The organism is Runella aurantiaca (assembly GCF_003339505.1).
Classification (GTDB): domain Bacteria; phylum Bacteroidota; class Bacteroidia; order Cytophagales; family Spirosomataceae; genus Runella; species Runella aurantiaca.
Window position 1 is genome coordinate 15,393 of sequence record NZ_QPIW01000026.1, and the last position, 14,468, is coordinate 29,860.

General features: G+C 46.4%; 13 protein-coding genes. 5 read left to right on the forward strand and 8 right to left on the reverse strand.

Translation table 11 applies throughout. The annotated features are described in order from the left end of the window. Window positions 1-95: 95 nt before the first annotated feature. The gene (locus tag DVG78_RS23290) at window positions 96-1,031 is read left to right on the forward strand and encodes a sodium:calcium antiporter (protein WP_114463442.1); all 936 of its coding nucleotides are present in this window, start codon (window positions 96-98) and stop codon (window positions 1,029-1,031) included. An 18-nt stretch (window positions 1,032-1,049) separates the two neighbouring features. On the opposite strand, the gene DVG78_RS23295 is transcribed toward DVG78_RS23290, so the two are convergent. The 4 genes from DVG78_RS23295 to DVG78_RS23310 all read right to left on the reverse strand — a co-directional run bounded on the left by DVG78_RS23295 (window position 1,050) and on the right by DVG78_RS23310 (window position 5,234). Continuing rightward, window positions 1,050-2,426, reverse strand: a complete 1,377-nt coding sequence (locus DVG78_RS23295) for an HAD-IB family phosphatase (RefSeq protein WP_114463443.1) — start codon at window positions 2,424-2,426, stop codon at window positions 1,050-1,052. Window positions 2,427-2,680: 254 nt separating this feature from the next. After that, window positions 2,681-2,995, reverse strand: a complete 315-nt coding sequence (locus DVG78_RS23300; protein ID WP_114463444.1) for a hypothetical protein — start codon at window positions 2,993-2,995, stop codon at window positions 2,681-2,683. A gap of 184 nt (window positions 2,996-3,179) precedes the next feature. Further along, window positions 3,180-4,553, reverse strand: coding sequence for a sensor histidine kinase (locus DVG78_RS23305; RefSeq protein WP_114463445.1), 1,374 nt, complete (start codon window positions 4,551-4,553; stop codon window positions 3,180-3,182). Beyond that, a complete protein-coding gene (locus tag DVG78_RS23310; RefSeq protein ID WP_114463446.1) occupies window positions 4,554-5,234 on the reverse strand; it encodes a response regulator in 681 nt (226 codons plus the stop codon). It lies immediately after the preceding gene. Window positions 5,235-5,456: 222 nt separating this feature from the next. Between DVG78_RS23310 and DVG78_RS23315 the strand changes: the two genes are divergently transcribed. Further along, on the forward strand, window positions 5,457-6,248 hold the full coding sequence (locus DVG78_RS23315; protein ID WP_114463447.1) for a murein L,D-transpeptidase catalytic domain family protein: 792 nt from the start codon (window positions 5,457-5,459) through the stop codon (window positions 6,246-6,248). Here the strand turns inward: DVG78_RS23315 and DVG78_RS23320 are convergent. From DVG78_RS23320 to DVG78_RS23330, 3 genes are all read right to left on the reverse strand, one after another. Beyond that, window positions 6,197-7,360: a L,D-transpeptidase family protein gene (locus DVG78_RS23320; protein ID WP_114463448.1), complete on the reverse strand. Its 1,164-nt coding sequence runs from the start codon at window positions 7,358-7,360 to the stop codon at window positions 6,197-6,199. The genes DVG78_RS23315 and DVG78_RS23320 overlap by 52 nt on opposite strands. A gap of 240 nt (window positions 7,361-7,600) precedes the next feature. Continuing rightward, window positions 7,601-8,101: a hypothetical protein gene (locus DVG78_RS23325; protein WP_114463449.1), complete on the reverse strand. Its 501-nt coding sequence runs from the start codon at window positions 8,099-8,101 to the stop codon at window positions 7,601-7,603. A 159-nt stretch (window positions 8,102-8,260) separates the two neighbouring features. After that, entirely contained in the window at window positions 8,261-9,052 is a 792-nt protein-coding gene (locus tag DVG78_RS23330; protein WP_114463450.1) for a (Fe-S)-binding protein, read from the reverse strand. Between the two features lie 264 nt (window positions 9,053-9,316). Here DVG78_RS23330 and DVG78_RS23335 point away from each other — a divergent pair, with 264 nt between their 5' ends. Next, on the forward strand, window positions 9,317-9,934 hold the full coding sequence (locus DVG78_RS23335) for an inorganic pyrophosphatase (protein ID WP_114069579.1): 618 nt from the start codon (window positions 9,317-9,319) through the stop codon (window positions 9,932-9,934). A gap of 81 nt (window positions 9,935-10,015) precedes the next feature. Continuing rightward, complete coding sequence (locus DVG78_RS23340) at window positions 10,016-10,564, forward strand: hypothetical protein (protein WP_114463451.1); 549 nt, start codon at window positions 10,016-10,018, stop codon at window positions 10,562-10,564. Between the two features lie 15 nt (window positions 10,565-10,579). Here DVG78_RS23340 and DVG78_RS23345 read toward each other — a convergent pair whose 3' ends face one another. Then, entirely contained in the window at window positions 10,580-11,560 is a 981-nt protein-coding gene (locus tag DVG78_RS23345; RefSeq protein WP_114463452.1) for an alpha/beta hydrolase, read from the reverse strand. Window positions 11,561-11,672: 112 nt separating this feature from the next. Here DVG78_RS23345 and DVG78_RS23350 point away from each other — a divergent pair, with 112 nt between their 5' ends. Beyond that, window positions 11,673-14,465 carry a glycoside hydrolase family 2 protein gene (locus tag DVG78_RS23350; RefSeq protein ID WP_114463453.1) on the forward strand — a complete coding sequence of 931 codons (2,793 nt, stop codon included), beginning with the start codon at window positions 11,673-11,675 and terminating at the stop codon, window positions 14,463-14,465. Window positions 14,466-14,468 lie beyond the last annotated feature (3 nt).

Sequence of the window (14,468 nt, forward strand, 5' to 3'; positions counted from 1 at the left end):
TTAAAACAACAACTGAATCCTTAAAAAGTCGTTAAAAACTCGCTATTTACGCAAAAAACACCGATTTTGCAGAAATATTAAGCAAAATAGAAACGATGCTTCTTAACTGGATTTTACTTTTTGTGGGTAGCCTAACGGTTTTGTTGGTTGCCGCCCGTTTTTTTACCAATGCCGCCGAAAGCGCAGGCCGACTCCTCAAGCTCCCTCCCTTCGTGACGGGTATTTTTATCGTAGGCATTGGCACTTCATTGCCCGAATTGGTAACGGCCCTTTTGTCCATTTCGTCGGGGCAGGCGGAGATTGTGGCGGGAAATCTCATCGGGGCCAATATCTCCAATATTTTCTTGATTGTGGGTTTTACGGCCTTGATGAATCGCCGAACGATTGACTTAGGGAAACGTTACCTTATGATTGACCTTCATTATCTGCTAGGCTCGGCGCTGGTCTTTTATTTGTTTTTACAAGACGGCATCCTTACGTGGAAAGAAGGGGCTTTTTTGATTCTTATCTTTGTGATATACAGCCTTTATCTCCTGAGGGCCGGCAATGAAGACGAACCCGAAGAAACCACCGAAATCACTCCTACATGGGGCAAAGTGGGGCTGATTCTGGTTTTGGCCGGCGTCGGAATTTATTTTGGGGCCGACTATACGGTGTTGAGTATCACCCGAATCGCCGAAATTCTAACGATTCCTCCGTCCATCATTGCCCTCACTGTGTTGTCGTTAGGAACGACGCTGCCCGAGTTGGCGGTCAACTATTTTTCGGTAAAGCAGGGTAAAGCGTCGTTGGCGATTGGCAACGTGATGGGCTCGTGTATCTTCAACGTTTTGGTCATTCCGGGCGTGGCAAGCTGGGCGGGAAACCTAACGGCCAGCGGCCAGCTTCTGTCGCTTGCGTTGCCGATACTCGTGGCTGCATCGGCCTTTTTTTATCTTTTGGCCCAAGATAAGCGCATCTCCACTTGGGAAGGAGCTTTGTTTTTGGTGATGTATTTCATCGTAATGTTTAAAATCTCTGGACTGATTTAATCAGTCCAGCGTGGATACTCAAACCAGTTTCAAAATGGGACGAAAATAGGGCTTGCTGAGTACCACATCGGCGCTGTTTTCTAAAATTTGGTTTTTGGTGCAAAAAGAAACACCAATGCCTGATTTGCGAATCATGCAAATGTCGTTTTCTCCGTCGCCGATGGCCATGATGTTTTCAAAACCCACGTGGTAGATTTCTGAAAGGTAAGACAGCGCATTGGTTTTGCAGAAATCATGCCCGCAATTGGAAGTGTTGCGCTTGAAAAAATACGACGGGATTTTGACTTGACCCGTGGCCACGCTCCGCGAAAATTCAAGTTCATTGGCCAAAGTAAAATCCAGCCCAAATAAATTTTTGAGGTGGCCAGTGACGCAAGTATAACTGTCGCTGATGATGCCCGTGATGAATCCTTTTTGTTTTAATTCCGCCACAATTTCCCCGAAATCAGCCACGACGGGAATGGATTTGACAACTTCAATGATTTCACCGAAGGTTTTTCCGTGTAGCAGTTGGGCAATCTGCTTGGTACGCACCACGGGGTTGGTTTGTTCGGCCACGATTTGCCAAAGTTCCTTCTTGAACCCAAAAGCATCGGCGGCGGTGTGAATAAAACCAGCCCGCAGAATGGTATTGTCCATGTCAAAAACCACCATTTTGCGCAATCCCACCATTGATTCCCTGATGGCGTCGGTCATCTCGTGCCGAATAACGTTGATGTTTTCGAGGTTTTCGAGGGAGGGCTCCGTGATTTGATTGGTGCGCGCCAGAATGGCTTTTGTCACTTCTCTCGACATTTTACCGAGCTCTTGCCAAGGCTTCATTTTATTTTCGACCGTTCCGATGCTCACTTCGGCAATGCGGGTTTCGAGACGATGCATATCCAACAAAATTCCGATGTCAACACCGTAATCATTTTCAAAATCAATTTTTTCAAAGAATGATTTTCGGCCCGCAATGATGCCACTCAGCGGTTGTTTGAAATGCGTGAGGGCGGGGAATAAAATGCTCAGCAGCGGCTTGGCCACCAACTCCGTTACGCGCCCCGCCTGACGGTCAAAATAAGATTTTACAAAGTCGGCTTCATTTTTTAGAAGCGGCTCAACGAGAATATCCACGACGTTTTCGGGGTAGGTCGGAATGTCGGCATCCAGAAAAACGATAATATCAGATTGGGCCATCATAAGGCCTTCGCGCATAGACGCCCCTTTCCCCAATTGTGTACTCGTAAAGGCGGTTGCGCCAGAGAGCATGGCTACTTCAACGGTATTGTCGTAAGATTGATCGTCGATGACGATGATTTCACGAACTTGGGCGCAATTTTGAGCTTTTCGAATAACGTTGGCAATGGTGGCTTCTTCATTGAGGGTAGGAATGATAACGGTAACGTTGTTCATAGAGTTGATGTTTGGAAGATAGATGAGGAAGAATACCCAAGCGGAGACGTTCCCGCTTGGGCGAGGCAAACACTCAGGACAATTAACAATCAAAGGTCTTCCGGCAATCTTAACAACACCTTAAGCAGCAATTAAAAAAAAATAATTTTGGGGAATGGTTGAAAAAAAATGTCGTAACGGCAACAAAAAAGTTAAGAATGACGAGTGAGCATACCTCGCTCGTCATTGCTAGTCAACCAAATCGTATGTTACCTTCATTTTCCGCTTTTTTTGAATGTAAATTGCTGTTGTTGCAGGTGTAGGTTTGCTTGTCTTAGCTGATTGATGGTATCTTTCATCAAAAAAATAACCTTATCCTGCGACAACTTAACGGCTTCGAGCGAGTCTTGTCGCAAAAGGGCTCGGTTCGTCATTTCTGTCATGTTGCGCTGCGCCATCCATTGGTAGAAGCAGACGAAAATCAAGCCCGCCAAAATGGCCAAAAAACTGATAACTGCGCTGCGTCGGTTGTGCTTTCCGCGCTGACGGTCGTACGTGTTGCCGTATCTCGGCAAAATTCGTGTCTTCATTCAGAGCTGCGCATTGAGAATACTTTATTGCGGCAGTTGCCACTGCGCCAATCGCTTGTATTACAATAGCAAAGAAACGGGGCAATCCTTAAGAACTTATGAAGGAATTATTAAAAAGTTACTAAAAATGAAGAAAATCTAAGACGTAAAAAACGAAGCTAGAGACGCGAAATCGGGGCAAAAATCAATGGCGGTAGGGAATGAGTAAGGAGAAAAAAGTGGTTTGTGCGTTGGCGTCGGAAGTTACCTTAATGTTGCCGTTGTGCAGTTTGGCGATGCGCTCCACCAACGACAACCCCACGCCGTAGCCTTTGATAGTGGTTGTGCTGTCACTTCTGAAAAAGGGTTGAAATATGTACGGTAAATCTTTGGGTAAAATGACGGTTCCCGTATTTGTAAATCTGATTTCAACGTCAGTTTCCATCGGAAATACATCGACCGCTACGGTTGAATCGGGCGAAAACTTGCAGCCATTTTCCATCAGATTGACGATGGCGGTTTTCATCAGGTGGGCATTGGCTTTGACAATGAGCTGATTGTCGTCTTCAATGGTGCTCAGCATTCGGACTTGCACTTGGTACGAAGGCTCGGCTTTGAGCAATAAATCACGAGCTTCCCAGATGATTTCGTCAATCCGGACGTCGTTGTAAATCAAACTGCGGTTTTGGTCATTTACTTTGGCCAGTTCCAGCAGTGTTTCTGAGAGTTGACCCAAATCCCGAATATCCTCTCGTATAGATAGCAGCGTTTGTCGGTATTCGGCTTCGGTTCGTTCTTTGAGCAGGGTCACGTCGAGTTGTGCCCCAATGCGCATAAGGGGGTTTTTGAGTTCATGCGACACGTTGGAAATGAACAGGTTTTGTAGTCGAAACACCTCGCCGATGCGGTCCAGTAGTTTGTTGAACGTGCTGGTCAGTTGCCCCACTTCGTCGCGAGGGTTTTGGACGGTCAGGCGTTGCTCCATGAGCTTAGGATAAATTTGATTTACCTGTCCGATGGCATTGGAAACGGGTTTCATGGCCTGACCCGCAAAATACCAGCCCGCAACAATCACCAACCCAATCACACCAAAGTACATTCCCGTCAAAATTCGCCATAGACTGCGCAGTTCATCGTCGCCGTATTTATCTTCCGCCCCCGCAATACATATGACACGGTTGAAGCGGTCGGTGTACACAATTCCGATAATTTTAGCTTTTCCTTCCGAAAACTGAACTTCTTTTTCGAGCCGTATTTGGTCGAGAAGTTCGGGGGTGAGGGTGTAGTAAAGGGTCTCATTGCTGGTGTAAAGTTCTTCATTTTTGTGGTCATAAATCGTCAAGTTTTCGTTGTGAAGTACGTCGTAGTTGGTCTTGTCAATCTTTCTAAGGAGTTTAGAGTCAACGCCTTCTACTTTTACCAATAGCTCACAGGTAGTGATGGCTTTGTGCCGCAACCGTTTGTAGAATTCCTGCTCTACATAGGTCATTCGTATCAAATAAATGATGATAAATGCCATCAGCATAATGGCCGATACCAGCAATGCGAATTGTGCGGTGAGCTTGGTCCGAATCTGCATTTATGCCTCCTGTTTGAGCACGTAGCCTACGCCATAGTGCGTGTGGATGAGTTTGACGGGAAAATCTCGGTCAATTTTTTTGCGCAAAAGGGTGATATATACTTCGATAATGTTGGTGCCCGTATCGAAACGAATGTCCCAGATTTTTTCGGCAATGTCTACTTTCGACAGAACCCTTTCGGCGTTGCGGAGCAAAAATTCGAGGAGGGCGTATTCTTTCCCCGTCAAATCGATGCGTTGGCTACCGCGCGTTATTTCGCGGGTGGTAAGGTTCATTTCGAGGTCGGCGTAGCGGAGCACATTCGCGGTGACTGGCTCAGACTGAACTCGTTTGGTGACGACCTTGATGCGGGCCAATAACTCCAAAAAATCAAACGGTTTGACCAAATAATCGTCGGCGCCTGCATCGAAGCCCACGAGCTTTTCTTCCAACGCCCCCAGGGCGGTCAGCATGATAAACGGGGTACGAACGCCCGCACTTCGGAGTTCACGGCAAAGCTGCACGCCGTTGATGCCCGGAATGATAATATCAGAGACGATGACGAAGTAGTCATTTCGACGGGCAAGCAGTTTTCCAATTGTGCCATCGTAGGCAATATCTACCTCATATCCGTTCTCTTCGAGGCCTTTACGCAGCGATTGAATGATTTTTATATCGTCTTCAATTAAAAGAATTTTCATGCAAAAGGAATTGAATTTATAGAAGCGTGTGTGAAGATTTATCGTCAAAATTAAGCCAGAACCATCAATCTTAAACTATTTTTATACAGAAATCAAACACCTACGCGTTGGAGTCTATGATGGGTAGATGGAACCAAACCCACCAAAAGCGGTGTTTTTTTGAAACCGTCGTGAAAGAATAAACGTAAATTTGTGAAGTAAAAACTTAAAAGAGAATAACGGATGAAAAATGTGTTGCTGGTAGTGAGCGCCTGTGTAACGGCCTTTGTGGCGTTGGTTGGTTTTCAAAAGTTAGAACATCCTTTACAATTTTCTCAATTTACTACCCAACATTTGGTAGATACTACGCAACAAAAACCCGATTCTCTGCCCCAATGGCAACGGGTCTATCAATCGCTCCGCCTCAAAGAAGCAGGCCTCTCTCTCGAAGGTTTTCGGTACGCATGGGCGGGTTTTCAAAAAGAAAAGTTTACAAAATCTATTCTTGCCATTGCCGATTTTAGCCAATCTTCCCGCCACAAACGTTTGTACGTGATTGACTTAAAGGAAAATAAACTTTTGTACAATACCTATGTGGCGCACGGCCGCAATTCGGGTGAGGAGTTTGCCCGTCAATTTTCCAACAAAAATTCTTCTTACCAATCTAGCTTGGGCTTTTACCGCGCGTTGAGCACCTACCACGGCAAGCACGGACTGTCGCTAAAATTGCAGGGATTGGAAGAAAATATCAATCACCGCGCGCTGGAGCGGGCTATTGTGATGCACGGCGCCGACTACGTGAGCGAGGAGTTTATTCGGCGTACGGGCCGCTTGGGGCGCAGTCAAGGCTGCCCCGCCGTATCGGTAGACGATACCAAAAAACTCATTCCGCTGCTGTGCAATGGCGCGGGGCTGTTTTTGTATTATCCTGATAATTCCTATCTCAAAAACTCAAAACTATTGGCGGGTTTGGACGAAGAAACTCAAACGGATTTTCGCTCCCAACCGTACACGTCGTTGAAAAACACCAACTGACCCGCATCGTTGATGTCGGCCCCTAAATACAGAATAAATACGGGCACTTTTTGCTTTAACTTATCCGATTTGGGCTTCTGATTGGTGACAGGTTCATTGATAAAATCGTCGTCCAATAGGTGTTCTCCCGCCAAAAAATTGGCCAATTGCGCGGGGCTTTGCAACCGCACACAACCGTGGCTTCGCCAGCGTTGGTCGCTGACAAAAAGGGTGCGAACATTGGTGTCGTGCAAATAAATTGCGAGCGGGTTTTTGATGTTTACTTTCATCAAACCCAGAGAATTATCTTCTCCGTTGTCTTGCCGAAAACGATACGGAAAATTGTCTTCCGAAATTTCGTCCCAGTTGATGGAGTGGGCGTCTACGCTATCGCCTTTGGTATCAATGACGGCCATTCCGTTGTCTTCCAAATAGTCTTCATCCTCCCTGATTTTTGGCAACATTTCCCGGAGGGCAATGTTGGTCGGGACGTTCCAATATGGATACATAATGATGTTGGTGGCGTAGGTATCAATGCCCGGCGTGGGAGAGTCCGCTTTGCCCACAATCACCCGCATACTCAGTTTTTGGGCACCCGTTGAGTCAAATCCTTTCAAATACGCACCACGCGTGTTGACCAGCACCATGCGTTCCGCTCCTTGCGCCTGTCGGTTCATCCAACGGTAGGCATTGAGCGATTCGGCAATGATGGCGGCGCTGTCGGCCTGTCCGTTTTTGATAAATCGGGCGTAGTGGTTTTTTAGTTGAGAATAAACGGGGAATGAAGGCTCTAAACGCGCCAGCACGTCGTCAATGTTTTTGTTTTTACCTTCCACTACGTCCCAAGCCACTTCACGAATTCGGGCCGAATCGGGGAGTAAAACCTTTGCAGTATAGCGAATATAGCGCGGTTTGTGGCCATAACTGATTTCTTCCAATAGTCCCAAAGGGCCTTTTTTAGCGGCCCGTGCGGTATCAATTCCGATGGCGTGAGAATAGCTAAGCAGCGCTGCGTACGTCTTTTGGTCTTGTAACTTTTCCAGCAATAATTCTTCGGTTCTTTCGGGCTTACGACAACTGTTAAAGATAAAAATAGAAAGCGAAAATAGGGTGTATCGAATGATTGGTTTCATAAAAGAGCGAGTTGCTTGAGTAGAATGCACTCGTTTAAATAGTCATGCCAATACAAGTAAATATAGATTAAAAGGCTGATGATGAGTTGGCTGTATTTCTTGTGTTTAAGGTATTATATGCGGGAATAAACAATGTGGGTAATTATTTCTACACTTTTCGAATAAGGGAATTTTGTAAATAGGGCAAAAAAATGCCATGCTTTGGGGCATGGCACATCGTATTTGGGGATGAATAATGGCTCAGGAGGCTTGCTGCGCTGCAAAATAGCGTTTAAGCCATGTGGCATCAGCGCGTACTTTCCAGCGTTTCATCCATTGCGATTTTGTGGTAACGGTATTGTCAAAGACGGTAGTGTCAGGAGCTAATTCTTCGGCGTTGACCGCGCTTTTAATGCCCGATACTGGGATGCTTTGAAGTTCTCCTCGGTCGTCAATGTACATCAACGAGCGGTCGAAAAAGTCGACGCCCAAACGCGGGCCGATTTCCTGCAACCAATGAACAGATTTGTCGATAGAACAGCCACTTGGCAGCTCTTTGCTTTCATCCACGGCAATGACAACAAACCGATTATGGAAGATTTTTCCCGACGCTGTGAGCTTCAGGCCGTGGGCTTCCCACTCGTCCAAGGCGGCTTTGAGGGTTTCGGTAAGTGTGCCAACTTCGTCGTTGGTCAGCGGGCGATTTGCCTGATAAATCCAGACGCGCGCTTCAAAATCTATTTGATCGAAAGGAATGTACATTGGTGAATGGTAATTAGTGAATGGTGATTAGTGAATTAGTGATTGGTGAATTATGGTTGTTAAGTGTGGTAACAGATTGTCAAGTTGTTGACTACCAGTTAATAAACATCCACTTCATGTCTATTGCATGACTACCTAATGACTATTTCACTAACTTTCTTATAAACCTTCGGCCTGCGCCACAAGTTCCGCCAAGTCGAAGACTTTGACGGAGCCTTCTTTTTCTTTGTTTTTAACGCCGTCGCTCATCATCACCATACAAAATGGGCAACCCACCGCAATCGTGTCGGCGCCCGTGGCGAGGGCTTCTTCAATGCGTTCAATGTTGACGTCTTTTTTCCCTTTTTCGGGTTCTTTAAACATCTGTGCCCCACCCGCGCCGCAGCAAAGTCCTTTGGCTTTGGAGCGTTTCATTTCAATCAAATCGGCATCTAGGGCTTCCAAAACCGCGCGGGGTGCCTCGTATACATCGTTGGCGCGGCCGAGGTAGCACGAATCATGAAACGTGATTTTACGGCCTTTGAACGTACCGCCCCCTTCGATTTTTACTTTGCCCGCGTTGATGAGTTGTTGCAGAAATTCCGAATGGTGAATCACTTCGTAGTTGCCGCCGAGGTCAGGGTATTCGTTTTTGAGGGTGTTGAAGCAATGCGGGCAAGCCGTCACGATTTTTTTGATGCCGTACATATCCAACACCTGAATGTTGGCCATGGCCTGCATTTGAAACAAAAACTCATTGCCCGCACGGCGGGCGGGGTCGCCAGTGCAGCCTTCTTCGGTGCCCAGCACGGCAAATTTTATCCCTACTTTGTTCAGGATTTTGACAAAAGCAATGGTCACTTTTTTATAACGGTCGTCGAAGGAGCCCGCGCAGCCGACCCAAAACAACACTTCGGGGGTTTCGCCAGCGGCGGCCATTTCGGCCATGGTTGGTACTTTCAGTTCGCTCATTGATTTTTAGAATTGATGAAAAAAAGTGAGGGGCTTGGTTTGATAAAGGTTAAAGTACAAAAGCCACACCGTGTGATTTACGCTTATTTTTCCTCTTCAAAACGCACGATGGAGGAACCTCAGAAAAAAGTAAAAATAGGCGTAATTTGTTTTTTTGAAGCACGGTGAATGCGGTTATTTCACTAATCATTTGGATTTTTACCGATGCAAAGTCGGTAATTCTCCAAAATTTTCCAATGTTTGTCTAAAGATTCAATTTAACAAATGAAAACAGTCTATAAATCGCACCCTTGGCACGGAATCCCCATCGGGGAAAAGGCCCCCGAAGTCGTTACAACCTTTATTGAAATTGTACCGACCGACACGGTTAAATACGAAATTGATAAACTGACGGGTTACCTGAAAATTGACCGCCCTCAGAAATACTCAAATATTGTTCCGGCGCTGTACGGTTTTGTGCCCAAGACCTACTGCGGCGATGCCATCGCAGAGTTTGCCCGTCAGCAGTCGGGTCGTAGCGACATCAAAGAAGGCGACGGCGACCCGCTTGATATTTGCGTGCTTTGCGAAAGCACCATTCCCCACGGTGACATCATTTGTCAGGCCATTCCCATCGGCGGTTTGCGGCTGATTGACAAAGGCGAGGCCGACGATAAAATCATTGCGGTGTTGAAAGACGACCTGTTGTACGGAAAATACAAAGACATCGCGGATTTGCCCCAAAGTGTTGTGAACCGTTTGCAACACTACTTTTTGACGTATAAGAACTTACCCGGCGAGCCGATGACCTGCGAAATCGCCAACGTGTATGGTAGAGAAGAAGCCCACGAGGTGATTCGTAAATCCATCACTGACTATTTGAATAACTTCGGGATGTTGTAAATGACAACTGCCTGTGCTTCTGGGAAGTGACCTATTGGAAAGTGCTAAGTCTAATTTGCACAACCAATCGGTTATTTTCCCATGAAGCAATCCATCGTTGATATAAATAATTTTTACCAAGCGCCGGAGTTTTCCGTTTGTGTGAGTGAAGCAACCAATGAATCGTTTGATAAAATAAAACAAGTATTGGAGTTGTCACTTGAATGTTTGTCGGTTTGCATCGCCAAACAAATGACTTACAGCATCGGCAAACAAATCGCGACTGGCAAAATTATGAAAGCGGTGGTTGACAGTGAGTGTTTTGAACGTTTGCCTACGGCAGAGTTTCTGCATGAAATGTCTCTCAAAGGAGACCAAATGTTAGCGGGCATGTTGCCCAGTCAGAAAAGCGCCATCGTGGGTATTATTGTAGGACATACAAAAGTGAGAACCGCAACGGCTTCATTTTTAGTGGGAATAATGGTTTATCTTTTGGTGGCCTACATTCAAAAAGAGGCGTATACCCGTAAATGGGACGTTCAGGAACTCTCTTTTTTTCTTTATCAACTTGTTGACGTTGACATGACTACCCAACTAAATCAAAAGGATTTAGAAACCTTGGGAGTATCTTCACTTTTTATTAAATCTTAGATTTTTTTGCTTTTATCATTTAAAGACGATTTCCTTTAAAAAAATGTCTGTTTCGCGAAATACGCCTTCCAAGTCTTTGGAAGTAAAATGCGATGCAATAACGTGCTCACCCGCATTGGGAAACGCCACTTTTCGCTTCTGAGCAGCAGGAGTCCCCAGTTCATCAAAGGCTTTGAGCATGGCTTCTACCGACACTACTTTGTCTTGATTTTCTTCATCTTTGTAATAGTACGCCATAAAAACGGGCATCTTTATTTTGGCAAATGTTTCTGGTTTTACGATGGCGTCCATCGTCTGTTGCAGCGTCATAACCCCGTTGGTATGGTAGCGCGTTAGCCAGTAATTGGCGCGCTCGGGGGTATAATGCGTGAGGTCGCGGTGGGAGCCGCTCAACAGTTGCAACAATTGCTTGCCCCAAGGCCCCGTTGCCACTTCCAATCCATTGACTTTGAAGCAAGGCGAATACAGCACAAGTGCTTTGATGTCAGGATGTTCGGAGGCAATGTAAGAACTGAGTAATCCACCTGCCGAGCAACCTATGACAATAACACTGTCGCCGAGGGATTTGGCTACGGCAATGGCGTATTTTGCGCTGGATAAAAAGTTTTCGGGGGTTAGGTTTTGAAACGCGTCGGGACTTTTTACGCCAGCATCGTAGAGGCGAGCGAGGTAGAGATTACACCCGTATTTTTGGGCTAGTTGCTTGTGTATCGGGTCGCCTTCCGCCCAACTGGCCCCAAAACCGTGGATATAGACCATGCTGTACTTGGTTTTTTGCTTTTTGGCGGTATCGGCCCAAATGATGCGGGCTTCGTTGTCGGGTTTAAGCTCAAACTGTGATTCGGTTTCTTGAATGTCTTTTTCAAGTTGGACAACATCAGTCGTCACGCTCGTGAGGGTAGGAGATAACATGGCTTTTTCGGGACGAGGGCCGATAAAATAAATAATAACCAAGGCGACGAGCGTGATACCCGTCCATTTAAGGAATTTTTTCATCCGGTTTTTAAAGGTTGATAGGAAGGTTACAAATGTAAGGAAAGCATTAGTTTAAGGGACAAAATTGCTTTAAATAATAGTTGTGATTATTTCATAAACATATCTATCCTATATGCTTCGTTTCTCAATTTATCTTTGTTTATTGTTTTTTGGGATGCAGACCCTTACTGCCCAAACCAATATACCGTTGCCAGAGCACCCACGTCCTGATTGGGAGCGTGCCAATTGGCTCAACCTTAACGGCGACTGGGAGTTTCGGTTCGATAAAGAAGATGCCGGCCTGAAACAGGGTTGGGGCAAAGGCACTCAAAAATTTCCCCTGACCATCCATGTGCCGTTTCCGTGGGGGGCACCGCTGTCGGGGGTCAAAGATGAAGCCGATATTGCGTGGTATCAACGCACGATTTCTATTCCCAAAGATTGGAAGGGCCAACGCATTTTTGTGGTCATTGGAGCCAGCGATTATAAAACCACCGTTTGGTTTGGTGGCAAAGAACTTGGTACTTTTGAAGGTGGCTATGTGCCCTTTGAATTTGAACTTCCTGTCACTGGCTTAAAAGCCAGTGCAAATCAGGCTGGAGCAAATCAAAAATTGGTGATTCGGGTAGATGATAAGCGCCGTGAATATGCTTTATACGGAAAACAGGGCTACGGCAACGCACGGGGCATTTGGCAAACCATTTATCTGGAAGCGCGCGCCAATGATTATCTTGAAACCCTGCATTTTACGCCCGATATTGACAAAGGCAAGGTTCAGGTAACGGCCACTTTGCCGCAACCTGCCTCGCAAGATTTGGCGCTGAAACTCAACATAGCGGGTGTATCTGCGCCCGTTTCGCAAACCATTGGAAAGGGACAAACGCAACTGATGTTTGACGTTTCTATCCCTGATTTTAAACTTTGGACGCTGGAAAATCCGCACCTGTACGAAGTGGAAGCGGCGCTGGGAGGAGATAAAATTAAAAGTTATTTCGGGATGCGTAAAATTTCGGTGGTCAATTTGCCCGGGACTAATTTTCCGTATGTCGCGCTTAACAATCAGCCGATTTATCTCCAAATCGCGCTCGACCAGTCGTACCATCCAGAGGGTTTTTATACCTTTCCGACGGATGAGTTTATGAAAAATGAGATAAAATTGGCCAAGGATATTGGCTTAAACGGCATCCGGACGCACATCAAAATTGACGTACCCCGTAAGTTGTATTGGGCGGATAAAATGGGGCTGTTGATTATGTCCGATTTACCCAATTTCTGGGGACAACCCAACGCCGAAGCCCGGGCCGAATCGGAGCGGGTGTTGCCCCAACTCATCAAACGAGATTTCAATCACCCCGCCATTTTTTCGTGGATTCTCTTCAATGAAACTTGGGGATTAAAGACCAAAGTAGAAGAAAACGGCAAAAAAGTGGATAAATACTTGCCCGAAACCCAGCAGTGGGTGGCAAGCATGTACCGCAAAGCCAAAGCACTCGACTCTAGCCGTTTGATTGAGGATAATTCAATTTGCTGCGGCGCGGGCCATACCGAAACGGACATCAACTCGTGGCATGAGTATCTGCCCGGCTATGGATGGGAAGACTACCTTAAAAACTTGACCACCAAAACGTACGAAGGTTCTACCTTTAATTTTGAAAATGGCTACAAAGTGGGCAGACAACCGAACATCAACTCCGAATTTGGCAACGTATGGGGCTACGATGGCAGTTCTGGCGACGTGGATTGGACGTGGGACTACCACCGCTCGGTCAATACTTTTCGTAAATATCCGTTGGTGGCGGGCTGGTTGTACACCGAGCACCACGACGTAATCAACGAGTGGAACGGCTATTTTAAATTTGACCGTACCCAAAAATTTACGGGCTTGGAAGCCTTCGTGCCGGGTATGAGTCTCAAGGATTTGCACGCCGATATTTATGTCACTACGGGCCAGGATATTTCACTTAGCGTGCGCCCGACCGAAGTGGTGCAAGTACCCCTAACGATTTCGTCGATGACAGGACGCACTGATTTGGGCAATGAGCTGACCCTGAAAGTGGAACTGAACGGCTGGGATGCTTTTGGACAGGCTAAAAAGTGGCAGAGTTTTACCAAAAAAGTCCCATACAGCCCGTGGATTCAGCAGGCACTCGCGCCGTTGTACGTGGTGATGCCTTCCGAAAAATCGGTGGCTGTGTTGGCGCTGACGTTGCAGGATGCCAAGGGAAATATCTTGAGTCGCAATTTCAATATGTACATCATTGAGAAACCCCAAGCCGCAGAAATAGTGACGGGCGGTGGAGAAAAACAACGATTATTGACCATTGCACCCAATAAATTTAGCGATGCAAAATGGTCAATGAAGCAGTGGGATGTGTTGGACGGATTGAAAGTAAACGGCGCAGGAAGCGGTTATTTTGAATACAAAATTAAATGGCCGACCGACCTAAAAGCAGACAACGTCAACGGGGCGTCGTTCATCATGGAAGCCTCCGCAAAACAGTTGTTTGGTAAAGACAAAAGCGGTGACGTCAAAATTGCCGACAACTACATGCTCGGCGGCGGTACGTTTGACAATAGCCTCAATCCCAATTCTTATCCCATGACCGATGAGACTAAATTTCCGAGCGATGTAGCCATCAGTTTCAACGGAGTAGCGGCGGGAAAACTCAACCTGCCCGATGATCCCGCCGACCACCGTGGGGTATTGTCGTGGCACTATCAACCCCAAAACCGTAAACTACGCGAAGCGGGCAGCTACGGCTATCGTTTGGAAGTAAATGTACCCAATGAGGCCCTCCAGAAAGCCATCCAAACGGGCGAATTGGTGTTGCGTTTGGCGGTAGAAGGCAACGGTGGTTTAGCGATTTACGGCGAAAAATTTGGCATGTACCCCTTTGACCCGACGGTTATCGTGAAAGTGAAATAAGGA